This is a genomic window from Roseateles sp. FW301-B2 (assembly GCF_058788955.1).
Window position 1 is genome coordinate 90,641 of sequence record NZ_JBYTBE010000001.1, and the last position, 21,819, is coordinate 112,459.

Here is a 21,819-nt window from a genome sequence, read left to right on the forward strand (position 1 = left end):
CCGCCGCCGCCCATGACCTGGGGCAAGAACGAGGGCTTCAGGCCTCGTCGAGGATGGGCCGGAGCGCCTCGTCCCATTGATCGACGTCGTCCGGCCCGATGTGCAGCCAGGCCATCGCCGCGCCATGGTGGTCGGCCCAGTCGGCATCCTCGGGCAGCACCTCGTGCAGGCGCATCAGGTGCTCGGCGATCAGGCCGGCGGCCACCAGGGTATGGATCTCGGGCTCGATGCCGGCGTCGCCCAGCGAGCGCAGGTCGTGGTGCAGGCGGATCGCGGTCATCAGCGCGGCCGGCAGGTTCCAGACCCGCGCCACCAGCGCGCCCACCACCGCGTGGTCGGTGCGGTGGTTGGCGTTCTCGGTGGCGATGTAGGGGCGGTCGATGCGCGCTGCCGCCTCCACCATGGTGGCACCATAGCCGCGCACACTCTGCAGCAGCACCGGCATGCCGACATGGCAGAACAGGCCGTAGGTATGGGCCAGGTCGGGCGAGAGCCCCGGCAGCTGGCGCGCGATGAAGGCCATCGCCAGCGCCCGCTTGGTGGAGCGCTCCCAGAAGCGCGCCAGCTGCGGGCTGTTGACCGGGATGCTGTGCTTGAGCAGAAAGCCCGTCATCACCGCCGCGGTCTCGTCCAGCCCCAGCCGCGTCATCGCCTGGCCCACGGTGCCGCAGGGCATGCCGTCGGCCAGGTGCAGCGGGCTGTTGGCCTGGCGCAGCAGGGTGGCCGACATGGCCACATCGCTGGCGGCGATGCGTGCGACCTCGGTGAGATCGGGCTGGGCCTGGGCCATGGCTTCGCGCAGACGCGTCAGCAGCTCGGGGCAGGGCGGGATCTTGATCTGCTTGAGCGGGCCGGTGGCGCGGGCCTGATCCAGCTCTTGGCGTACTGCTTGGGATTTCATGGCGGTCTTGGAGGGTCGGGCGGATTATGGCGTGCCCCAGCGTCGCGGCCCGGCCGGCGACTGCGGCAAATTGCCCGAAACCGGGGGCCGCGCGCGGCGCGTCGGCGGCGCGCTCCGACCCAGCCTGTACAGTGCCGCAAGCCCCTGCCAATGCCCCGATGCCCCGATGTCCGGTCCACGCCTTTTTTTCCAGCAGCTGCGCGCCGGCATCGGCCTTGCCCTGCTGCTGGGCTGGGCGGGCGGCGGGCGGGCCTGGGACGTGCCGAGCTTTCTGGACGCCGCCGCGCACCGCAGCCCGCGCACCCTGGTGGCGGCCAAGGCCTTGCAGCAGCTGGTGGAGCGCGTCAGCACGCAGGACGAGGAGCAGCGCCTGCAGGCGCTGAACCAGTTCTTCAACCAGCGCATCGCCTTCCGCGACGATATCGAGGTCTGGGGCCAGGCGGACTACTGGGCCAGCCCGCTCGAGACGCTGGAAAAAGGCCAGGGCGATTGCGAGGACTACTCGATCGCCAAGTACTTCAGCCTGGTGGCCGCCGGCGTGCCCGAGGCCAAGCTGCGCATGGTCTATGTGCGCGCGCAGTTCCGCGGGCGCAGCCAGGCGCATATGGTGTTGGCCTACTATGCGCAGCCGCAGGCCGAGCCCCTGATCCTGGACAACCTGGTGCCCGAGCTGCGCCCGGCCTCGGCGCGCGTCGATCTGCAGCCGGTGTTCAGCTTCAACAGCGAGGGCCTGTGGCAGGGCGTGGGCAGCGCCAGCGCCGGCAACCCGCTGGCGCGGCTGTCGCAATGGCGCGACTTGCTGGCCAAGGTGAAGGCGGAGGGATTCTGATGCGAACCATGCAACAAGGAGAATGCAGCCCATGTCGCTGATACGTCAAATCTGGCTCCTGGTGCTGAGCGTGGTGCTGCTGTCGCTGCTGGGCAGCGTGGCGGTGTCCACCGGCTCGCTGCGCCAGCTGATGCAGACCCAGCTGCAGCTCAAGAACAGCGACAACGCCACCGCGCTGGCGCTGGCGATGTCGCAGCAGGGCGGCGATGCCGAGCTGATGTCGCTGCTGATCTCGGCCCAGTTCGACACCGGCGCCTACGAGAGCGTGGTGTGGAAGCGCAATGACGGCAGCGTCGCCTTCGAGCGCCATGCGCCGCCGCTGGTGTCCAAGGCGCCCGGCTGGTTCCGCGGCCTGACGCCGATCCAGACCCAGGCCGGCGTCGCCAAGGTGTCGAACGGCTGGAACGCGGCGGGCTCGGTGGAGGTGCGGAGCCAGTCCGCCTATGCGCATGACGCGCTGTGGAGCAGCACCCTGCGCAGCGCCCTGCTGCTGCTGGCGCTGGGCAGCCTGGCGGGGCTGGCCGCGCTGGCGGTGCTGCGCCGCATCCGCAAGCCGCTGGACAACGCGGTGGCGCAGGCCAATGCGGTGGTGCGCGGCGAGTTCAGCACGGTCGACGAATCCAAGGTGCCCGAGCTGCAGCGCCTGACCGGCGCGATGAACAGCATGGTGATGCGCGTGAAGAGCATGTTCGAGGCCCAGGCCGAGCAGCTCCAGGTGCTGCGCCAGCAGGCGCATTGCGACGCGCTCACCGGCATGAGCCACCGCAAGCATTTCCTCGCCGAGCTGGAGTCGGCGCTGGCACGCGACGAGGGCCCCAGCCATGCCGGCCTGGTGCTGCTGCGCCTGCGCGATCTGGCGGGCCTGAACCAGAGCCTGGGCCATGTCGCCACCGACCAGGTGCTGCTGGCGATGGCGCGCGCGATCCAGGTCTACCCCGAGCGCGTGCATGGCTGCCTGGCCGGCCGCCTGAACGGCGCGGACTTCGCGCTCTGGCTGCCGGCCCCGCGCGTCGCGGCCGAGACCGCCGAGGCCCTGGCCGAGGCCTTGCGCGCCAGCCTGCCCGCCTTCGGGCCCGGCATCCAGGTGGCGCTGGGTGCCATCGAGCTGCCGCGCGAGCGCGCCGCCAGCCATTGGTTCGCCCAGGCCGACGTGGCGCTGGCGCGCGCCGAGGCCGGCACCGGCGTGGTGGTGCAGGCCCTTGTCACGCCCGAGCACGAGCGCTATCTGCAGGGCGAGCGCGCCTGGCGTTTGCAGATCAGCGAGGCGCTGCAGGCGCGCCGCGCGCGCTTGCTGGAGTTCCCGGTGATCGACCGCGAGCGCCGCCTGGTGCACCTGGAATGCCCGCTGCAGCTGCGCCTGGACGAGCAGGCCGAGTTCGAGAACGCGGCGCGCTGGCTGCCGCTGGCGGTGCGCAATCGACTCACCGCCGAGGTCGACCTGTGCGCGATTGCGCTGGCGCTGGAGGCGAACGGCCATGACGAGCAATGGCGCTGCGTCAACGTGGCGCCGGCCTCGCTGCTGGACGGCGGCTTTGTGGCGCGCGTGCGCGAGCTGGTGTTCCACGCGCCGCAGGCCGCGCGCCGCCTCGGCCTGGAGCTGGCCGAATCGGCCGCGACGCAGCATTTCGACCTGCTGCACGAGCTCGGTCGGCAGCTGCGCCCGCTGGGCGTGCGGCTGGGCCTGGAGCATGCCGGTGCCGGCCTGGCCCAGGTGGAGCGGCTCTACCAGGCCGGGCTCGACTATGTGAAGCTGGACAGCTCGGTGGTCAGCGGCGTCTCGGGCGACGCGGCGCGCGCCGCCTTCGTGCGCGGCATGGTCATCATGCTGCGCAGCCTCACGCTCAAGGTCTATGCCGAGGGCGTGCGCGACGCGCTGGACGTGCAGGCGCTGTGGGACTGCGAGATCGACGGCGTGACCGGGCCCTGGGCGACGGGGCAGCTGATCAAGCCCTGAGGCGCGGGTGAGCGCAGGGAGCTGATGCCTTGAGTGAGCGGCAGGGTCGAGCGGCCTTTGCCCCAGACTGGCGCTCGCCCTGGTTCGCTGTATGTACGCAATCGACCCATTGCAGTCGGTTGGCCTGGCAAGCTCCACGACCGCTTCGCAGCGGTTGCTGACGTTCCGTCGGCGCGCTCTAGCGTCCGCCGTCCGTCACTAAGCAGAAGTAGCCAAGCGAAAGAATTTGCATGGCTTGCCTGGTCGCCAAGCCGCCGCAGGAAGCGATCCGGCTGGGGCCTCTCGACGCGCTGCCGGCGACCTACCTAGGGGCCATCAGTTCTCGCACGAAGCGCCTCGCTTCCTCTAGCTCGGGATCGGTCGCGAGCGAACGGCTAAGTACGGTGTTTACCCATTTGGGGCCATGGCCCCCCTCTGTGCGCACGAATCCCTCGAGTTCACCAACTTCGACGACGTGCAGGCCACCCGCCCGGAGGGCCGCCAGAAGGCGTTCGCAGGCCTTCGATGCATCCCCACTCGGAACGAACGTCTTGCCTACGGCTTTGGCGTGGGCCCAGGCTGATGCGCGCTTCAGAACCCCCTGGATTTCATTCTTGGCTTTTGCCGAGAAGACTGGTGAATTGACAGCTGCAAGCACATCGCCGATGGCCGACTTAACCTCTGCGGTGCTGAGGTCAGGCTTCTTGGCGTCAATGGCCGACCTGACCGTGCGCCAGTCGCTTTGAATCTCCGCCCACGACATCCCCAGAGACTCGACGATACTTTTGAGTGGCTCCTCTTCGGACAGAACATCGAAGTCCGCGACGGCGCGTACAGGAACGTCCACTTCCCTCAATGCGCGAATAACAACAGGAAGGCGCGCCTTGCCGCCGCAGTGCGTGAACATCAGATCGGGCCGCTTGGTTTCATCCACTGACGTGGCATGCGATGCGTCCAAGATTGCGGAATAGAAACGGCAATCCGAGTCTGCCTCGCAAACAACCACGGCCTCGTGGAACAGCCCGTCCAATATGTTGGAATAGCGCAGAAGCGGATCACTCCAAAGCTGCTTGATTCTTTCGTTGTCTAGAAGGCGCACGGAGTTTGCTTCACCATTGCGCCGAATTCTGATCACTCGAACATCTGAACTTTCCGCGTCAAGAACGCCCCGAAGTATGTCTGTGCTGTGTGTCGCGATGAACAACTGCCGTTCTCGATGGCGATCCTGAACCAGAGTCGTTCCAAGCAGTCGGGCTTGTGGCGGATGCAAGAAGGCCTCGGGCTCATCGATGAGCAAGATGCTTTCCCGCCCGACGGATGTTGCAAGCAATACCCCTGCGAAGCTGCGCATGCCGTCCCCCTGCGTATGAAGCGTAGGTAGCTTCTCAAGGCGCTCGATGTAGCCGATGCTCACGCGGTCTTCGTTCGCGTTCACCTTGGGCCTATCGCCAACATGCAGGGGGACTTGGTTGCCGGCGTTCCGATGAACAACTAGATCAACTCCAAATGCCTTGCGGAACTTTGCGCTCAACTTCAGCTCCAGGCCATCGTCCCTCAGCATGAAGTGGATAGGGTGGCTGGGATTGTCCCTAGACAGCGCAATGTTGCTCGGTGGATTGCAAATGTGCAGGCGTTCGTCCGCCGAAAGCAGGTGGCAGAACCATCGCGCGAGGGTCTGGAGAACGCTATCACCTCGCTGCCAGTCCGATTGCAGTTGGCTTTGATGCACGCCCATCCCGAGTGCCTGGAAAACGGGATTCTCTGGCGAAGATTCCTTTTGAACGACCGCCCAACCAGTCAGCCATTCAGCGAAGTCGCTTATGGTGCCAAACTTTTGAATCTCAACGCTTCTGAGCACCGGGCTCTGATGAGCCTGGTTCTGAAGCTTGTCGCGAATTGCACGCAGTGTTGCGCTCTTGCCGGCGTTGTTTGGACCAACGACCATGACAACGTCTCTCGGCGACAGGTGGACTTGTGTTCCATCACTAAACGTAAGGACATTGATGGCTACGCGCGGGCTTGTTGAGGGCGAGATAGCTTCCGGCACTGGTTGGCTTTCGCTGACGATTCTTGGAGCCGCATGCTAACTGCTTCACCGAATGCATCCTGTTCGGTCCAGGCCGATGGGCTTCGTGCCACCACCTGCCTCCAGGCTTTGTATGTTGGTCGTCGGTCGCTGCCCCCAACCTGTCGGCAACGCAAGTTCGTGTCGCGCGCCGCTAGTCGTTGAAGACCGGCATGCGGTCGACTCAGATCAAGTACGCAGTCTCGGCTGCGCAGTCGTCATCCGACTCGCGCTGGCGAATGTCACTTGACGATCACAGCGTTCGCTCGGGCCGCCAACCGTGACTGACGCTGTTCAGCCCAAGACGGACCTAACCTTTAGACTGTCAGCGTTGCAGCGGGTGCTGTCATCCGCTGCAAGTAGCCAGCTTCACGGTTCCAGCCAAGAAGAGGCCGTCTGCTCAACCATCACCGGGCCAGCAGGAATGACCGGCGTTGGGGATGCAGTTGGCTGGCCGCAGTGATATGACCTAGACCGTGTGACCTGTGTGTCGCCGGCGTGCCTTCGGCGAGCTGAGGCCTGATAGATCTCCTTTCGGTACCCGGTCGCGCGAAATCCTGGCCTATTGACCCGCCGATGACCTCGTCGCAATCTGAACTGCCCGGTTCAGCAGGTTCTGGCAGTCTGGCGGCTCGCGATGCCGCATGCATTTAGCGTAGTACTCCGTGCGGCTGTCGATGGCAGTCTTCGCCATCACGGGCGCGATCAGCTCCTGAGGCAGCTCGCCCTTGACCGCGGCGCATTGCTCTAGCGTGGTGACAGAGAACACGATGCAGGCCTTGGCGGCGCTTGCCAGCAGCGAACCAGTGACGGAGGCGCTAGCGGGGATGGATGCACGCTCGTCTTCAAAGCGCTTCTTGGCGAGCCAAGCGCTGGAGACGTCCCATGCGGCGACACCGATGCAGAGCAACACGGCCAAGCCGAGTACGCCAGCGCCTATCCGCAGCATGTCGCCCGGGGTGCCCAGCGCTGACTTCATCTGTTTACGCACGTTCTTCTCCCGTCCCGACGTCAATCGTAACGGCGGTGTAAGCGGGTAGGCCGGTGACTAATGCTGCTCACGCAGCAAGTGTTATGCGCAGCCGATGGCAACCTGCGCTCAGTGACCTGTGTTGGCGGGAGCTGTCGCTCAGGTCCTCACCGCTAACGACTCAAGTCAGCCTAGAACTGTCTCCTGCATCGGATGGGCGAACTTCCGCTCCTGGCCGCCAGCAGCCGCTCAGCCGATATCCGCGCAATGCAGCAGGTACTCGCGGCCCAGGCGCCGGTCCTCGAAGAAGCGTTGCAGGGTCTCGCGCACGGTGCGGAAGGCGAGTTCGTCCCAGGGGATCTCATGCTCGCTGAACAGCCGGGCCTCGAGTGATTCGGGGCCGGGGTCGAAGCGGTCGGAGAGCAGCCGGGCGCGGTAGTACATGTGGATCTGCCCGACCTTGACGACGTTCAGCACGCAGTAGAGGTTCTGCAGCTCGATCTGCGCGCCGGCCTCTTCGTCGGTCTCGCGCAGTGCGCCCTCGGCGCTCGTTTCACCCAGTTCCAGAAAGCCCGCCGGCAGGGTCCAGAGGCCGTAGCGCGGCTCGATGGCGCGCTTGCACAGCAGCACCTGATCGCCCCACACCGGCAGGGTGCCCACCACATTGATGGGGTTCTCGTAGTGCACGCTGGCACAGGCGGTGCAAGTGGCGCGCTCGCGGTTGTCATCGGCCGGCACGCGGTACTCCACGGGGCTGCCGCAGCTGGGGCAATGCTTGAATCGGCGAGTCAGGAACATGGGGCCAGTGTATCGGCTGCATGGCATGATCTTGCTCCAAGACCCGAGGCTCAGACCATCATGGAACTCTTCAATTACTACCGCTCCTCCGCGTCCTTCCGCGTGCGCATCGCGCTGGCCCTGAAGGGCCTGGAGTACGACTACAAGCCGGTGCACCTGGCCAAGAACGAGCAGTTCAACGAGTCCTATGCCGCGGTGTCGGCCTCGCGCCTGGTGCCGCTGCTGCGCGATGGCGAGGCGGTGATCACGCAGTCGATGGCCATCATCGAGTACCTGGACGAAACCCACCCCGAGCCGCCGCTGCTGCCCAGGACGGCGCTGGAGCGCGCCTATGTTCGCGGCCTGGCGCAGGACATCGCCTGCGAGATCCACCCGCTCAACAACCTGCGCGTGCTGCGCTACCTGACGCGCGATCTGGGCCTTGCCGAAGAGGCCAAGGACCGCTGGTACCGCCATTGGGTCGAGACCGGGCTGGAGGTGGTGGAGCAGCGCCTCGGCAAGGAGGGCCATGCGGGCCGCTTCTGTTTCGGCGACGCGCCCGGCCTGGCCGAATGCGTGCTGGTGCCGCAGATCTTCAACGCCCAGCGCTTCAACTGCCGGCTCGACCATGTGCCGCGCCTGATGCAGGTGTTCGAGGCCTGCATGCAGCTCGATGCCTTCATCAAGACCCAGCCCTCCGCCTGCCCCGATGCCGAGTGAGGCGCTGATCCACCCGGACTGGTTGCTGCCCGACTGGCAGCTGCCGTCCCACTGGCCTCGCATCCGCGCCTTCGCGACCACCAGGGCCGGCGGTGTCAGCCAAGGCCTGCACGCCAGCATGAATCTGGGCCGCGCGGTCGAGGACGAGCCCGCCGCGGTGGCCGCCAACCGGGCGCTGCTGGCGCGCGCCCTGGGGGCGCCGGCGGTGTTTCTGCACCAGGTGCATGGCGCCGATGTGCTGAAACTGGACGGCACGCACCTGGATGGTGAGCGCCCGCGCTTCGATGCCGCCATCAGCACCAGCCTGGGGCTGGGTTGCGCCATCCAGGTGGCGGACTGCCTGCCGGTGCTGTTCGCCGCGCGCGGCGGCGTGGGCGGCGCCCATGCGGGCTGGCGCGGGCTGGCGGCCGGGGTGCTGGAGCACACGGTGGCGGCGCTCTGCGAGGCCAGCGGCAGCGCCCCCGATGAGCTGCATGCCTGGCTGGGCCCCTGCATCGGGCCGCAGCGTTTCGAGGTCGGGGCCGAGGTGCTGCAGGCCTTCGGCAGCGATCCGGCGGCGCCGGATGCGCGCTTCTTCGTCTACCGCGCCAATGCCGCGGGCGAGCCGCGCTGGCTGGCCGATCTGCCGGCGCTGGCGCGTGCGCGGCTTCGCGCGGCCGGCCTGCGCCACATCGGCGGCGGGCACTGGTGCACGCTCAGCGAGCCCTCAAGGTTCTTTTCCTTCCGCCACGAGCGGCTCGCCGGGCGCATGGCCGCTGCCATCAGCCTGATTTGACGGGGCCGGGTCCGCGGCGGCCTCGGCACGCCGCCGCGCGGCACGTCGCGCCGGCGTGCCCAGCAGATAGAGCACGATGCTCACCGGCAGCACGCCGTAGAGCGCGAAGGTGACGATCGCTCCCAGCACCGAGCCCTGGCTGCTGGTGGCCTCGGCCAGCGCCATCATCAGCGCCACGTAGATCCAGGCAATTGCAACCAGGTACATCGAAAACCAATCGTCATAAGAAGGTAAGTTTCCAAGGGTACAACAGCATCTGTGGCAAGCTTCTTGCCTGGCTCTTGATGTGAGCCAGCGATCGCAGCAAGCAAGCACCAGCCCGAGGAGACACATGACGTCGAAGAAGAGCAACAAAGATGCCGGTGGCAAGGCTGATCCCTTGTCGCTGGGCGCCGCCGCCGAGATGGCCGCTGGCCTGGGCGAGACCATGAAGACCCTGGCCGGCCTGCAGATCCCGATGCAGAGCCTGGCACAGCTGCAGGCCGACTATCTGAAGCAGGCAACGGCGCTTTGGAACAACTCCGTGTCCCCTGAAAAGGCGGCAGCCAAGCCCAAGCTGGGCGATCGACGCTTCGCCGCCGAGGCCTGGAGCGCCAACCCGGCCTCCAGCTTCATGGCCCAGCTCTATCTGCTCAACGCGCAGACCCTGCAGCGCATGGCCGAGCAGGTGGAGGGCGATGCGAAGACGCGGGCGCGCATCCGCTTCGCGGTGCAGCAGTTCGTCGATGCCTCGGCGCCCAGCAACTTCCTGGCGCTGAATCCCGAGGCGCAGAGCCTGGCGCTGCAGACGCAGGGCGAGAGCATTGCCAAGGGCATGCAGCTGCTGTGGGCCGATGTGCAGCGCGGCCATGTCTCGCAGACCGACGAGAACGCCTTCGAGGTGGGCCGCAATGTGGCCACCACCGCCGGCGACATCGTGTTCGAGAACGAGTTCTTCCAGCTCATCGAATACAAGCCGCTCACCAAGGAAGTGCATGAGCGGCCCTTCCTGCTGGTGCCGCCCTGCATCAATAAGTTCTACATCCTGGATCTGCAGCCGGACAACTCCTTGATCCGTTATGCCGTGGAGCAGGGCCATCGCACCTTCGTGATGAGCTGGCGCAACCCGGACGAGAGCTGCAAGGCCTGGACCTGGGACGACTACATCGAGCATGCGCCCATCAAGGCGATCGAGGTGGTGCAGGCCATCAGCGGCGCCAAGACCATCAATGCGCTGGGCTTCTGCGTCGGCGGCACGATACTCGCCACCGCGCTGGCGGTGCTGGCGGCGCGCGGCCAGCAGCCGGTGGAGAGCCTGACCCTGCTGACCACGCTGATCGACTTCTCCAGCAACGGCATCCTCGACCTGTTTGTCGACGAGGCCTCGGTGAAGCTGCGCGAAATGACGCTGGGCCCCGATGCGCCCAAGGGCCCGGGCCTGCTGAAGGGCCAGGAGCTGGCCACCACCTTCAGCTTCCTGCGCCCCAACGATCTGGTGTGGAACTATGTGGTGGGCAACTACCTCAAGGGCGAGGCGCCGCCGGCCTTCGACCTGCTGTACTGGAACGGCGATTCCACCAATCTGCCCGGCCCGATGTACTGCTGGTACCTGCGCCACACCTATCTGCAGAACGAACTGCGGATCCCGGGCCGGCTGACGGTCTGCGGCGAGGCCATCGACCTCGGCAAGATCAAGGCGCCGGTCTATATCTACGGCTCGCGCGAGGACCACATCGTGCCCTGGGACAGCGCCTACCGCAGCACCCAGGTGTTCAGCGGCAAGAAGCGCTTCGTGCTGGGCGCCTCGGGCCATATCGCCGGCGTCATCAACCCGCCCGCCAAAGGCAAGCGCAGCCACTGGATCGGCAAGACGGCGGCCCTGCCTGCCAGCGCCAATGAGTGGCTGGAAAGCGCGGTCGAGCATCCCGGCAGTTGGTGGACCGATTGGTCCGCCTGGCTGGCCTCGCATGCCGGCGCCATGAAGCCCGCGCCCAAGGCGCCGGGCCATCGCAGCTACAAGGCGATCGAGCCGGCACCGGGCCGCTACGTCAAACAAAAGGCCTGAGCAGGGCCTGCTTACGCATCTCACACTGGAGCAGACAAACATGAGCACCGACATCGTCATCGTCGCCGCAGCGCGCACCGCCATCGGCAAGTTCGGCGGCACGCTCGCCAAGACCCCGGCCCCCGAGCTGGGCGCCGTGGTGGTGAAGGAGCTGCTGCGCCGCAGCGGCCTGGAGGCCGGCCAGATCGGCGAGCTGATCCTCGGCCAAGTGCTGACCGCCGGCTCGGGCCAGAACCCGGCACGCCAGACCGTCATCAAGGCGGGCCTACCCAATACCGTGCCGGCCATGACCATCAACAAGGTCTGCGGCTCGGGCCTGAAGGCGGTGATGCTGGCTGCCCAGGCCATCCGCGACGGCGACTCCGAGATCGTCATCGCCGGCGGCCAGGAGAACATGAGCCTGGCGCCCCATGTGCTGCCCGGCTCGCGCGATGGCCAGCGCATGGGCGACTGGAAGCTCGTCGACACCATGATCGTGGACGGCCTCTGGGACGTCTACAACCAGTACCACATGGGCATCACGGCCGAGAACGTGGCCAAGCAATACAGCATCAGCCGCGAGGCACAGGACGCGCTGGCCCTGGGTTCGCAGCAGAAGGCCGCCGCCGCGCAGGACGCGGGCCGCTTCAAGGACGAGATCGCCGCGGTGAGCATTGCGCAGAAGAAGGGCGACGCGATCGTCTTCGACGCCGACGAGTTCATCAACCGCAAGAGCAATGCCGAGGCCCTGGCCGGCCTGCGCCCCGCCTTCGACAAGGCCGGCAGCGTCACCGCCGGCAATGCCTCCGGCCTCAACGACGGCGCCGCCGGCCTGGTACTGATGAGCGCCGCCAAGGCCGCAGCCCTGGGCCTCACGCCGCTGGCGCGCATCGCCTCCTATGCCAGCGCCGGCCTGGACCCGGCCACCATGGGCATGGGCCCGGTGCCCGCGGCGCGCAAGGCGCTGGAGCGCGCCGGCTGGAAGCCGCAGGATCTTGACCTGCTGGAAATCAACGAGGCCTTTGCGGCCCAGGCCTGCGCGGTGCACCAGGAAATGGGCTGGGACCTCAGCAAGGTCAACGTCAACGGCGGCGCCATCGCGCTGGGCCACCCGATCGGTGCCTCGGGCGCGCGCATCCTGGTGACGCTGCTGCACGAGATGCAGCGCCGCGGCGCCAAGAAGGGCATTGCCTCGCTGTGCATCGGCGGTGGCATGGGTGTGGCGCTGACCGTGGAACGCTGAGCGGCGCACCCAACAAACCCCACTAGGGCCAACCCCGCTTGACCCCACCCGGGCCTTGCGGGACGCTTTGAACGCGTCTTTGGCTACCGAACAAAGCATGGGACCGGCCAGCGCGTAGGACGCGGCGCCGGTGCGGCCCCGATCAATGCCATGGAGGCAAGGAGACACTATGAGCCAGAAGATTGCATACGTGACCGGCGGTATGGGTGGCATCGGCACCGCGATGTGCCAGCGCCTGCACAAGGAAGGCTTCAAGGTCATCGCCGGCTGTGGCCCCAGCCGTGACTTCGACAAATGGATCAGCGAGCAGGCCGCGCTGGGCTACACCTTCCACGTCTCGGTGGGCAATGTGGCCGACTGGGATTCCACCGTGGCCGCCTTTGCCAAGGTCAAGGCCGAGCATGGCCCCATCGACGTGCTGGTGAACAACGCCGGCATCACGCGCGACGGCATGTTCCGCAAGATGAGCCGCGCCGACTGGGACGCGGTGATCGACACCAACCTAAACTCCATGTTCAACGTCACCAAGCAGGTGATCGAGGACATGCTGGACCGGGGCTGGGGCCGCATCATCAACATCTCCTCGGTGAACGGCGAGAAGGGTCAGTTCGGCCAGACCAACTACTCCGCCGCCAAGGCCGGCATGCACGGCTTCACGATGGCGCTGGCGCAGGAGGTGGCCAGCAAGGGCGTGACGGTCAACACCGTGAGCCCGGGCTATATCGGCACCGACATGGTCAAGGCAATCCGCCAGGACGTGCTGGACAAGATCGTCGCCACCATCCCCATCAAGCGCCTCGGCACCCCCGAGGAAATCGCGGCCATCGTGGCCTGGCTGGCGGGCGAGGATTCGGGCTTCACCACCGGTGCCGATTTCTCCTGCAATGGCGGATTGCACATGGGGTGAGCCAGCGCCTGGCGCGCGGCAACAGAGGCACCTTCGGGTGCCTTTTTTCTTGCCGCTCAGGACTTGATCTGCAGCAGCCTGGAGATGCTCTGCGCCGCCTCCAGCAGGCGCGGCAGGCATTGCTCCAGCAGCGCCTCGGGCGGCGTGCGATTCACCTGCGCGCCGACGTTGAGCGCCGCGATGGTCTGGCCGTTGCGGTCCACGATCGGTGCGGCCAGCGAGACCAGGCCTTCTTCCAGCTCCTGGTTGATCAGGCACCAGCCCTGGCTGCGCACCTGGGCGATGCGGGTGCGCAGCTCGTCCAGATTGCGCGCGGTGCGCGCGGTATGCGAGTGGAACTGCACGCGCGCCAACTGCTCCTCCAGCTCGGCCGGCGGCAGGCCGGCCAGCAGCACCCGACCCATCGAGGTGCACCAGGCCGGCAGGCGGCTGCCGACGCCCAGGTTGATGCTCATGATCTTGCGCGCCGGCACGCGCAGCACGTAGACGATGTCGCCACCCTCCAGCACCGCGGCCGAGCAGCTCTCCTTGAGCTCGCCGGCGAGCTGCTGCATCACCGGCTCGGCAAACTGCCACAGCGGCTGCGAGCTGAGGTAGGCAAAGCCCAGGTCCAGGATCTTGGGCGTGAGGGCAAACAGCCGGCCATCGGCCTTCACATAGCCCAGGGTTTCGAGCGTCAGCAGGATGCGGCGCGCGCCGGCGCGCGTGAGGCCGCAGCGCTTGGCCACCTCGGTGAGGGTCTGGCGCGGCGCCTCGGCGCTGAAGGCGCGTATCACCGAGAGCCCGCGCGCGAAGGACTGCACATAGCTGTCGCCGGGCTTCAGCGTGGATTCAAGGGGCTCGGACATGCGTCGCAGTATAGGCAGGCGCAAATGTGGCTAATATCGCGGCCGGTTTCAATTTGCTGGAGGGATACAGATCATGGCCATGGACGTCGTCGACTACGAGATCAAGGGCGCCGAAATGCAGTTCGTCGAGGTCGAGCTCGACCCGGGCGAGGCCGCCATCGGCGAGGCCGGCAGCATGATGTTCATGGATGCCGGCATCAGCATGGACACGATTTTTGGCGATGGCTCGGCGCAGCAGAGCGGTTTCCTGGGCAAGCTGCTGGGCGCCGGCAAGCGCCTCATCACCGGCGAGTCGCTGTTCACCACCATCTACACCAACCAGGGCGCGGGCAAGCTGCGCGTGGCCTTTGCCGCGCCTTACCCCGGCAAGATCCTGCCCATGGATCTGCGCCAGCTGGGCGGCACGCTGATCTGCCAGAAGGATGCCTTCCTGTGCGCGGCGCGCGGCGTCTCGCTGGGCATTGCCGTGCAGCAGAAGCTCAGCACCGGCTTCTTCGGCGGCGAGGGCTTCATCATGCAGAAGCTCGATGGCGACGGCCTGGCCTTCGTGCACGCCGGCGGCACGGTGGTGCGCCGCACCCTGCAGCCCGGCCAGACCCTGCTGGTGGATACCGGCTGCGTGGTGGCCTACACGCCCAGCGTTGACTTCGAGATCCAGTACGTGGGCAAGATCAAGACCGCGCTGTTCGGCGGCGAGGGCCTGTTCCTGGCCAAGCTGACTGGCCCGGGCGAGGTCTGGCTGCAAAGCCTGCCGTTCTCGCGCCTGGCCTCGCGCATCTTCGCGGCCGCGCCGCAGCGTGGCGGCTCCAAGGAAGAGGGCTCGGTGCTGGGCGGCTTCGGCGCCGGCGGCCTGCTGGGCGGGATCCTGGGCGGCGACGACGAGTAGTCGAATAGTGCGTCGCGTCAAGGGCCGGCGTGAGCCGGCCCTCTACACTGGAGCCTGTCGTTCCTCGTCCCGCTCCAAGGATTCCTACTCGATGTTGTCCCGTTTCAGCGCCGCTGTCGCCCTGGCCGTCAGCGCTTGCGCGGCTCATGCCGGCCACCCCATCTTCGTGCTCAATTCGCTGGACGCCGACATCAGCGTGGTCGATCCGGTGAGCTTCAAGCAGGTGAAGCGCATTCCCACCGGCAAGGAGCCGCACCACCTCTACCTGACGCCGGACGAGAAGTCCATGGTGGTGGCGAACGCGCTGGGCGACTCGCTCACCTTCATCGACCCGGTCACGGCCAATGTGCAGCGCGTGCTGAACGGCATCACCGACCCCTACCACCTGCGCTTCTCGCCCGACATGAAGTGGTTCGTGACGGCCGGCAACCGCCTCGACCATGTGGCCCTGTACCGCTGGCAGCCGCAGCAGGCGGACAAGCCGCTGGAGCTGCTCAAGCGCATCCCGGCGCCCAAGACGCCCAGCCATCTCTACATCGACAGCAAGAGCACGCTGCTCTACGTGAGCCTGCAGGACAGCGACGAGCTGCTGTGCGTGGACCTGGCCGCCCAGGCGCCACGCTGGAAGATCCCGGTGGGCAAGATGCCGGCCGACATCTTCCTCACCGCCGACGACAAGCACATCCTGGTGGCGCTGACCGGCGACAAGCTGGTGGAGGTCTACGACGTCTCGGGCGCCGCACCCAAGCTGGTCAAGCGCCTGCCCACTGGCGACGGCGCGCACAGCTTCCGCTCGCTGGGCGACAAGCGCCATGTGCTGGTGAGCAACCGCGCCGGCAACAGCATCAGCAAGATCGATCTGCAGAGCTTCACCGTGGCCGAGACCTTCGCGGCACCGGGCGGGCCCGACGACATGGAAGTGCTGCCCGATGGCAAGACCCTGATCTTCACCTCGCGCTGGGCGCGCAAGCTGACGATGCTGGATCTGCAGAGCAAGAAGGTCCTCAAGCAGGTGGTGGTGGGCAAGTCGCCCCATGGCGTGTGGACGCTGGACCACGCGTCGCGCCAGTGAAGCAGGCTCGCGCGGCGCTGGCGCTCACCAGCGCGCTGTTCGGTGCGATGCCCGGCGCCCTGTGGGCGCAGGCCTGCCAGCCCGGGCAGAAGCCGGTCTTCCTGACCTTCGACACCGGCCATATGGGCGTGGCGCCGCTGGTGGCCGAGCTGCTGAAGAAGTACGAGGCCAAGGCCACCTTCTTCCTGGCCTGGGAGCCCACGCTGAACTACGGCCACACCCTGGACGAGCAATGGGCGCCCTGGTGGCGCGCGCGTGCCGCCGAGGGGCACGACTTCGGCTCGCACACCTGGGAGCACGACACCTGGCTGGAGGACCTGCCGCCCGTCAACGGCGAGGCCCGCTTCAAGGTGCGCACCCAGGCCGGCATCGAGCCGATGCGCATCCGCGAGCTGAGCGCCGAGCAGTATTGCGAGGGCCTGAAGAAGCCCGCGCAGCGCTTTGCCGAGATGACCGGCCAGGCCATGAGCCCGATCTTCCGTGCCCCGGCGGGGCGCAGTTCGCCGGCCCTGCTGGCGGTGGCCAAGGCCTGCGGCTTCAGCCATGTGGGCTGGAGCGCGGCGGGCTTTCTGGGCGACGAACTGCCCAGCGACAAATACCCCAACGAGCAGCTGCTGGCGCGTGCGCTGCGCGATATCCGGCCGGGCGATATCCTGATGGCCCACCTGGGCATCTGGCAGCGCCAGGACGCCTGGGCACCCGCCGTGCTGGAACCCCTGCTGAAGGGATTGAAGGAGAAGGGCATGTGTTTTGCACCGCTGCGTGAGCATCCGCGCTATGCGCAGCTGATGCGGGGCGTCGGTGCCGGGCCCTCGGACAAGAACGCGGTGCGCAAGCCATGATGGACTGGTTCAGCGAGAGCTTCGAGCTCGCCCGGCAACAGCTGTTCGAGACCCTGGTCCAGCCCCTGGTGTTCGGCATCGGTCTGGGCAATCTGCTCGAGGACGCCTACGACGCAACCGGCTGGCTGCTGGTGGGCCTGCTGCAGATCGCGGTAATGCTGCTGCTGATACGCACGCTGGAACGCTGGCGCCCGGTGGAGCCGCTCAGCGACCGCGCCGCGGTGCGGGTGGACATGCTTTACACCCTGATCCACCGGCTGGGGCTGTTCCGCCTGGCGATGTTCTTCAGCCTCGATCTGGTGCTGGACGGCGCCTCGGGTCAGATGCGCTTGCTGGGCCTGCCGACCTGGCAGCTCGACGCGCTGCTGGGCCTGGCCGAGCTGCCCTGGGCCAGCTTCCTGCTCTACCTGCTGGTGTTCGACCTGGTGAACTACTGGCTGCACCGTGCCCAGCACCAGTTCGGCTGGTGGTGGGCCCTGCATGCGCTGCACCACAGCCAGCGCCAAATGACGATGTGGAGCGACAACCGCAACCATCTGCTCGACGATGTGCTGCGCGCTGCGGTGTTCGCGCTGCTGGCGCGCTTCATCGGCGTGGAGCCCGGCCAGTTCGTGGCCCTGGTGGCGCTCTCGCAGCTGATGGAAAGCCTGCAGCACGCCAATGTGCGGCTGTGGTTCGGGCCGCTGCTGGAGCGCGTGCTGGTGAGCCCGCGCTTTCACCGGCTGCACCACGCGATCGGCATCGGCCATGAGTCGGGCGGGCGTGGCACGCTGGGCGGCCACAACTTCGCGGTGCTGTTCCCGGTCTGGGACATGCTGTTCGGCACCGCCAATTTCGAGCTGCGTTTCGATGCCACCGGTGTGCGCGACCAGCTCCCAGGCGAGGGCGGGCGCGACTATGGCCGCGGCTTCTGGGCCCAGCAATGGCTGGGTCTGCGGAGATTGGTCGGGCGTTGATATGCTCGACCTCTCCAAAGCGGAGGAATGAGCGAAAAATGATCCATGCCACCGGCCGTATCGCCGATGCCTTCTGGCGCGCCGCCGCCTATTGCCTGCATCCGCGCGTGATCGCGCTCTCGCTGCTGCCGCTGCTGATATCGGCCGTGCTGGCCGGCGTCTTCATGTACTTCTTCTGGGAACCCGCGGTGGCCGGCGTGCGCGCCACGCTGGAATCCTGGAAGCTGATCGACAGCCTGCTGGGCTGGCTGGACTATGTCGGCGCCAGCGGCTTTCGCAGCGTGATGGCGCCGCTGGTGGTGCTGGCCCTTGGCATCCCGGTGGTGGTGGTGCTGAGCCTGCTGATGGTGGCGCTGCTGATGACGCCGGCGATGGTGCAGCTGGTGGCCGCGCGCCGCTTCCCGGGCCTGGAACTCAAGCGCGGCGGCTCGGTCTGGCTGAGCGCGGCCTGGTCGCTGGGCCACACCCTGCTGGCCCTGCTGGCCATCGTCGTCAGCATGCCCTTCTGGTTCATCCCGCCGCTGGTGCTCTTCATCCCGCCGCTGATCTGGGGCTGGCTGGGCTACCGCGTGTTTGCCTTCGATGTGCTGGCCGACCATGCCTCGGCGCCCGAGCGGCGCCGGATCCTCAGCGAGCACAAGGGCCCGCTGCTGGCGCTCGGCCTGGTGACCGGCTATCTGGGCGCCGCGCCCGCCGCCATCTGGGCCTTTGGCGTGCTGACGATTGCGCTCGCGCCCTTTCTGGTGCTGATCTCTGTGTGGCTCTACACCCTGGTGTTCGCCTTCACCTCGCTGTGGTTCGCGCATTACGCGCTGGCCGCCTTGCATGAGCTGCGCCAGGCCGCCGCCGGGCCGGTGGTGGAGGTGCTTGATCCCTTGCCCGAGCAGGCCCAGACCACGGCCGCGCCGCCGTTGCTGCCATGAACATCGGCCTCATCATCATTGGCGACGAGATCCTCTCGGGCAAACGCCAGGACAAGCACCTGGCCAAGGTGATCGAGCTGCTGGCCGCCCGCGGCCTCACGCTCAGCTGGGCCCAGTACCTGGGCGACGAGCGCGCGCGCCTCACGGCCGAGCTCGCGCGCGCCTTTGCCAGCGGCGACCTGGTGTTCAGCTGCGGCGGCATCGGCGCCACGCCCGACGACCACACCCGCCAGGCCGCCGCCGCCGCGCTGGGGCAAGACCTGACCCTGCACCCGCAGGCCAAGGCCCTGATCTGGCAGCGCGTGCAGCAGATCGCGGCGGAGCAGGGCAGCGAGATCGCGATCGATTCGCCGGATGCGCAGCGCCGCTTCCAGATGGGCGAGTTCCCGGCGGGCGCGGGCATCATCCCCAATCCCTACAACCAGATTCCGGGCTTCTTCGTCGGCACGGTCTACTTCGTGCCGGGCTTCCCGGTGATGGCCCATCCGATGATCGAGTGGGTGCTGGACCAGCGCCATGCCGATCTGCACCGGGCGCTGGGTACGCGCGAGAAGTCGCTGATCGTGCTGGGGGCACTGGAGGCCACGCTGGCGCCGCTGATGGAACGCATCGAGGCCGACTTCCCCGGCATCAAGGTCTTCAGCCTGCCCAGCGTCGACCATCCGCAATGGGGCCGCCATATCGAGCTGGGCGTGAAGGGCGACGCCGATCGTCTGGAGCCGGCCTATGCGGCGCTCAAGCAGGGGCTGTCCCAATATGGTGCGCGCATTGGCACCGAGTTGGTGCGATAAGAGCCCGACCGCGGCACTTGATTGGTGCGCGGTTCGGTGGCCGCCCTGGCGGCGTCATGGTGACGCAAGCCCCACAAGCGCATAATCCGCGGGCCAGCGGGCATGCACCGCGCTGGCGCTCGGGCTGCGCCGGCTGGTCTCAAGTTGGCACGCAACCTGCTTACTTAAACGGTGCATGAGTCGGGCCCCGTGCATCCGCATGGACCCAGACCCCCGCCGAATTCTCAGATCCGATCTACCCCCGTTCCGCTAGGAGTGATTGATGGCCAAGACCGTCGCCGACGTGATGAAGATGGTGAAGGAAAACGAAGTCAAGTTCGTCGACTTCCGCTTCACCGATACCCGTGGCAAAGAGCAGCACGTTTCCGTGCCCGTGTCGCATTTCGACGAGGACAAGTTCTCCTCCGGTCATGCCTTTGACGGTTCGTCGATCGCTGGCTGGAAGGGCATCGAAGCCTCCGACATGCTGCTGATGCCGGATCCCGACACCGCCAATATCGACCCCTTCTTCGAAGAGCCGACCCTGATCCTGTCCTGCGACGTGGTCGACCCGGCCGACGGCAAGGCCTATGAGCGCGATCCGCGTTCGCTGGCCAAGCGCGCCGAAGCCTATCTGAAGGCCTCCGGCCTGGGCGACACCGCCTACTTCGGCCCCGAGCCCGAGTTCTTCATCTTCGACTCGATCCGCTGGGGCAATGACATGTCCGGCTGCTTCTTCAAGATCGAATCCGAAGAAGCCGCCTGGAACACCGGCAAGGAATACGAGCACGGCAACAGCGGCTACCGTCCCACCGTCAAGGGCGGCTATTTCCCCGTGCCCCCGGTCGACGCCGGCCAGGACATGCGCTCGGAAATGTGCCTGATTCTGGAACAACTGGGCATCCCGGTCGAAGTGCATCACCACGAAGTGGCGAACGCCGGCCAGATGGAAATCGGCACCAAGTTCAGCACCCTGACCAAGCGCGCCGACTGGCTGCAACTGCAGAAGTACGTGATCCAGAACGTCGCCCATGCCTATGGCAAGACCGCGACCTTCATGCCCAAGCCCATCGTTGGCGACAACGGCTCCGGCATGCACGTGCACCAGTCGATCTGGAAGGACGGCAAGAACCTGTTCGCCGGTGATGGCTATGCCGGTCTGAGCGACTTCGCGCTGTACTACATCGGCGGCATCATCAAGCATGCACGCGCGCTGAACGCCATCACCAACCCCGGTACGAACTCGTACAAGCGTCTGGTGCCCGGCTTCGAAGCCCCGGTGAAGCTGGCCTACTCGGCCAAGAACCGCTCGGCCTCGATCCGCATCCCCTATGTGGCCAACCCCAAGGGCCGCCGCATCGAGGCGCGCTTCCCCGATCCTTCGGCCAACCCCTATCTGTGCTTCGCGGCACTGATGATGGCCGGTCTGGACGGCGTGGAGAACAAGATCCACCCGGGCGAAGCCGCCACCAAGGATCTGTACCACCTGCCGCCGGAAGAAGACGCGAAGATCCCGACCGTCTGCCACAGCCTGGACCAGGCGCTGGACTATCTGGACAAGGACCGTGCCTTCCTGACCAAGGGCGGCGTGTTCACCGACAGCTTCCTCGATGCCTACATCGAGCTGAAGATGCAGGAAGTGACGCGCTTCCGCATGGCCACCCACCCGGTCGAGTACGACATGTACTACTCGCTGTGATGGGAGCGCGCGGCGTGCGTGTTGAGAAGCAACACGGCGCGCCGCAGGCTGCCAGGGCAGGAGAGGGACGGCGCGAGCCGTCCTTTTTTGTTGCTGCGCCGTCATGGGCCACAATGCGAGCCTGGTTCCTTCCTCTCGACGATTCGGCCGATGCACATCCAGCGACCCAAGAAGCAAGCCCAGTTCCTGCTGCTCAGCGCCCTGTTGGCGGCAGGCGGGGCGCAGGCCCAGGGCGTGGTGTACCGCTGCCCCGGGCCGCCGGTGCTCTACACCGACGCGCTCTCGGCCAAGGAGGCCCAGGAAAAGGGCTGTCGCACCATCGAGGGCACGCCCATCACGGTGCTGCAGGCGCCGGCGCGGGCCAAGCCGGCACCGTCGGCCCAACCTGCCGAAGGGGCCGCCTCGCGCGGAGGGCCTGATGCGCGCATCGACCCCAGCCAGCAGCGTGGCCGCGACAACGAGCGCCGGCGCGTGCTGGAGACCGAGTTGCGCGACAGCGAGGAGCGCCTGGCCAATCTGCAGCGCGAGTACGCGGGCGGCAACCCCGAGCGCCGCGGCGACGAGCGCAACTACCAGAAGTATCTGGACCGCGTGGCCGAGCTCAAGGCCGGCATCGCGCGCCAGGAAGCCGATATCCAGGCTCTCAAGCGAGAGCTCAGCAAACTCCCCTGAGTCTGCCC

Annotated in this window: 21 protein-coding genes; 15 read left to right on the forward strand and 6 right to left on the reverse strand. The window is 66.9% G+C overall.

What is annotated here, in order from left to right:
- Positions 1-37: 37 nt before the first annotated feature.
- Complete coding sequence (locus AC3WQY_RS00385; RefSeq protein ID WP_285233044.1) at positions 38-901, reverse strand: HDOD domain-containing protein; 864 nt, start codon at positions 899-901, stop codon at positions 38-40.
- Positions 902-1,067: 166 nt separating this feature from the next.
- On the opposite strand from AC3WQY_RS00385, the gene AC3WQY_RS00390 reads away from it, so the two are divergent.
- Complete coding sequence (locus AC3WQY_RS00390; protein ID WP_492704906.1) at positions 1,068-1,730, forward strand: transglutaminase-like cysteine peptidase; 663 nt, start codon at positions 1,068-1,070, stop codon at positions 1,728-1,730.
- Between the two features lie 31 nt (positions 1,731-1,761).
- Positions 1,762-3,684 carry a bifunctional diguanylate cyclase/phosphodiesterase gene (locus tag AC3WQY_RS00395; RefSeq protein WP_285233042.1) on the forward strand — a complete coding sequence of 641 codons (1,923 nt, stop codon included), beginning with the start codon at positions 1,762-1,764 and terminating at the stop codon, positions 3,682-3,684.
- 301 nt (positions 3,685-3,985) lie between these two features.
- Here the strand turns inward: AC3WQY_RS00395 and AC3WQY_RS00400 are convergent, their stop codons facing one another.
- From AC3WQY_RS00400 to AC3WQY_RS00410, 3 genes are all read right to left on the reverse strand, one after another.
- Complete coding sequence (locus AC3WQY_RS00400) at positions 3,986-5,608, reverse strand: ATP-dependent nuclease (RefSeq protein WP_492704909.1); 1,623 nt, start codon at positions 5,606-5,608, stop codon at positions 3,986-3,988.
- Positions 5,609-6,290: 682 nt separating this feature from the next.
- The gene (locus tag AC3WQY_RS00405) at positions 6,291-6,719 is read right to left on the reverse strand and encodes a hypothetical protein (RefSeq protein ID WP_492704911.1); all 429 of its coding nucleotides are present in this window, start codon (positions 6,717-6,719) and stop codon (positions 6,291-6,293) included.
- 228 nt (positions 6,720-6,947) lie between these two features.
- On the reverse strand, positions 6,948-7,496 hold the full coding sequence (locus AC3WQY_RS00410; protein WP_492704913.1) for an NUDIX hydrolase: 549 nt from the start codon (positions 7,494-7,496) through the stop codon (positions 6,948-6,950).
- A gap of 60 nt (positions 7,497-7,556) precedes the next feature.
- On the opposite strand from AC3WQY_RS00410, the gene maiA reads away from it, so the two are divergent.
- Together maiA and pgeF are read left to right on the forward strand one after the other, a co-directional pair.
- Positions 7,557-8,195, forward strand: a complete 639-nt coding sequence (maiA, locus tag AC3WQY_RS00415; protein WP_492704915.1) for a maleylacetoacetate isomerase — start codon at positions 7,557-7,559, stop codon at positions 8,193-8,195.
- On the forward strand, positions 8,185-8,970 hold the full coding sequence (gene pgeF / locus AC3WQY_RS00420) for a peptidoglycan editing factor PgeF (protein WP_492704917.1): 786 nt from the start codon (positions 8,185-8,187) through the stop codon (positions 8,968-8,970). The genes maiA and pgeF overlap by 11 nt, the downstream gene beginning before the upstream one ends.
- Here pgeF and AC3WQY_RS00425 read toward each other — a convergent pair.
- Entirely contained in the window at positions 8,902-9,177 is a 276-nt protein-coding gene (locus AC3WQY_RS00425) for a hypothetical protein (protein WP_492704919.1), read from the reverse strand. The two genes, pgeF and AC3WQY_RS00425, sit on opposite strands and share 69 nt — an antisense overlap.
- A gap of 124 nt (positions 9,178-9,301) precedes the next feature.
- Here AC3WQY_RS00425 and phaC point away from each other — a divergent pair, with 124 nt between their 5' ends.
- The 3 genes from phaC to phbB all read left to right on the forward strand — a co-directional run bounded on the left by phaC (position 9,302) and on the right by phbB (position 13,143).
- Entirely contained in the window at positions 9,302-11,014 is a 1,713-nt protein-coding gene (phaC, locus tag AC3WQY_RS00430) for a class I poly(R)-hydroxyalkanoic acid synthase (RefSeq protein ID WP_492704921.1), read from the forward strand.
- A 40-nt stretch (positions 11,015-11,054) separates the two neighbouring features.
- On the forward strand, positions 11,055-12,236 hold the full coding sequence (locus AC3WQY_RS00435) for an acetyl-CoA C-acetyltransferase (protein ID WP_285233034.1): 1,182 nt from the start codon (positions 11,055-11,057) through the stop codon (positions 12,234-12,236).
- Between the two features lie 169 nt (positions 12,237-12,405).
- Positions 12,406-13,143: an acetoacetyl-CoA reductase gene (phbB, locus tag AC3WQY_RS00440; RefSeq protein WP_285233033.1), complete on the forward strand. Its 738-nt coding sequence runs from the start codon at positions 12,406-12,408 to the stop codon at positions 13,141-13,143.
- A gap of 56 nt (positions 13,144-13,199) precedes the next feature.
- On the opposite strand, the gene AC3WQY_RS00445 is transcribed toward phbB, so the two are convergent.
- Positions 13,200-13,991, reverse strand: coding sequence for an IclR family transcriptional regulator (locus AC3WQY_RS00445; RefSeq protein ID WP_285233032.1), 792 nt, complete (start codon positions 13,989-13,991; stop codon positions 13,200-13,202).
- Between the two features lie 73 nt (positions 13,992-14,064).
- Between AC3WQY_RS00445 and AC3WQY_RS00450 the strand changes: the two genes are divergently transcribed.
- From AC3WQY_RS00450 to AC3WQY_RS00485, 8 genes are all read left to right on the forward strand, one after another.
- The gene (locus AC3WQY_RS00450) at positions 14,065-14,877 is read left to right on the forward strand and encodes a TIGR00266 family protein (protein WP_285233031.1); all 813 of its coding nucleotides are present in this window, start codon (positions 14,065-14,067) and stop codon (positions 14,875-14,877) included.
- 91 nt (positions 14,878-14,968) lie between these two features.
- A complete protein-coding gene (locus AC3WQY_RS00455; RefSeq protein ID WP_285233030.1) occupies positions 14,969-15,949 on the forward strand; it encodes a YncE family protein in 981 nt (326 codons plus the stop codon).
- A 47-nt stretch (positions 15,950-15,996) separates the two neighbouring features.
- Positions 15,997-16,791, forward strand: coding sequence for a polysaccharide deacetylase family protein (locus AC3WQY_RS00460; RefSeq protein ID WP_492705372.1), 795 nt, complete (start codon positions 15,997-15,999; stop codon positions 16,789-16,791).
- Positions 16,791-17,747, forward strand: a complete 957-nt coding sequence (locus AC3WQY_RS00465) for a sterol desaturase family protein (protein ID WP_492705374.1) — start codon at positions 16,791-16,793, stop codon at positions 17,745-17,747. The genes AC3WQY_RS00460 and AC3WQY_RS00465 overlap by 1 nt, the downstream gene beginning before the upstream one ends.
- 38 nt (positions 17,748-17,785) lie before the next feature.
- On the forward strand, positions 17,786-18,670 hold the full coding sequence (locus AC3WQY_RS00470; protein WP_492704925.1) for an EI24 domain-containing protein: 885 nt from the start codon (positions 17,786-17,788) through the stop codon (positions 18,668-18,670).
- Positions 18,667-19,461, forward strand: coding sequence for a competence/damage-inducible protein A (locus AC3WQY_RS00475; RefSeq protein ID WP_285233028.1), 795 nt, complete (start codon positions 18,667-18,669; stop codon positions 19,459-19,461). The genes AC3WQY_RS00470 and AC3WQY_RS00475 overlap by 4 nt, the downstream gene beginning before the upstream one ends.
- 262 nt (positions 19,462-19,723) lie before the next feature.
- Positions 19,724-21,139: a type I glutamate--ammonia ligase gene (gene glnA / locus AC3WQY_RS00480; RefSeq protein WP_285233027.1), complete on the forward strand. Its 1,416-nt coding sequence runs from the start codon at positions 19,724-19,726 to the stop codon at positions 21,137-21,139.
- Between the two features lie 150 nt (positions 21,140-21,289).
- Complete coding sequence (locus AC3WQY_RS00485; protein WP_492704928.1) at positions 21,290-21,811, forward strand: hypothetical protein; 522 nt, start codon at positions 21,290-21,292, stop codon at positions 21,809-21,811.
- Positions 21,812-21,819 lie beyond the last annotated feature (8 nt).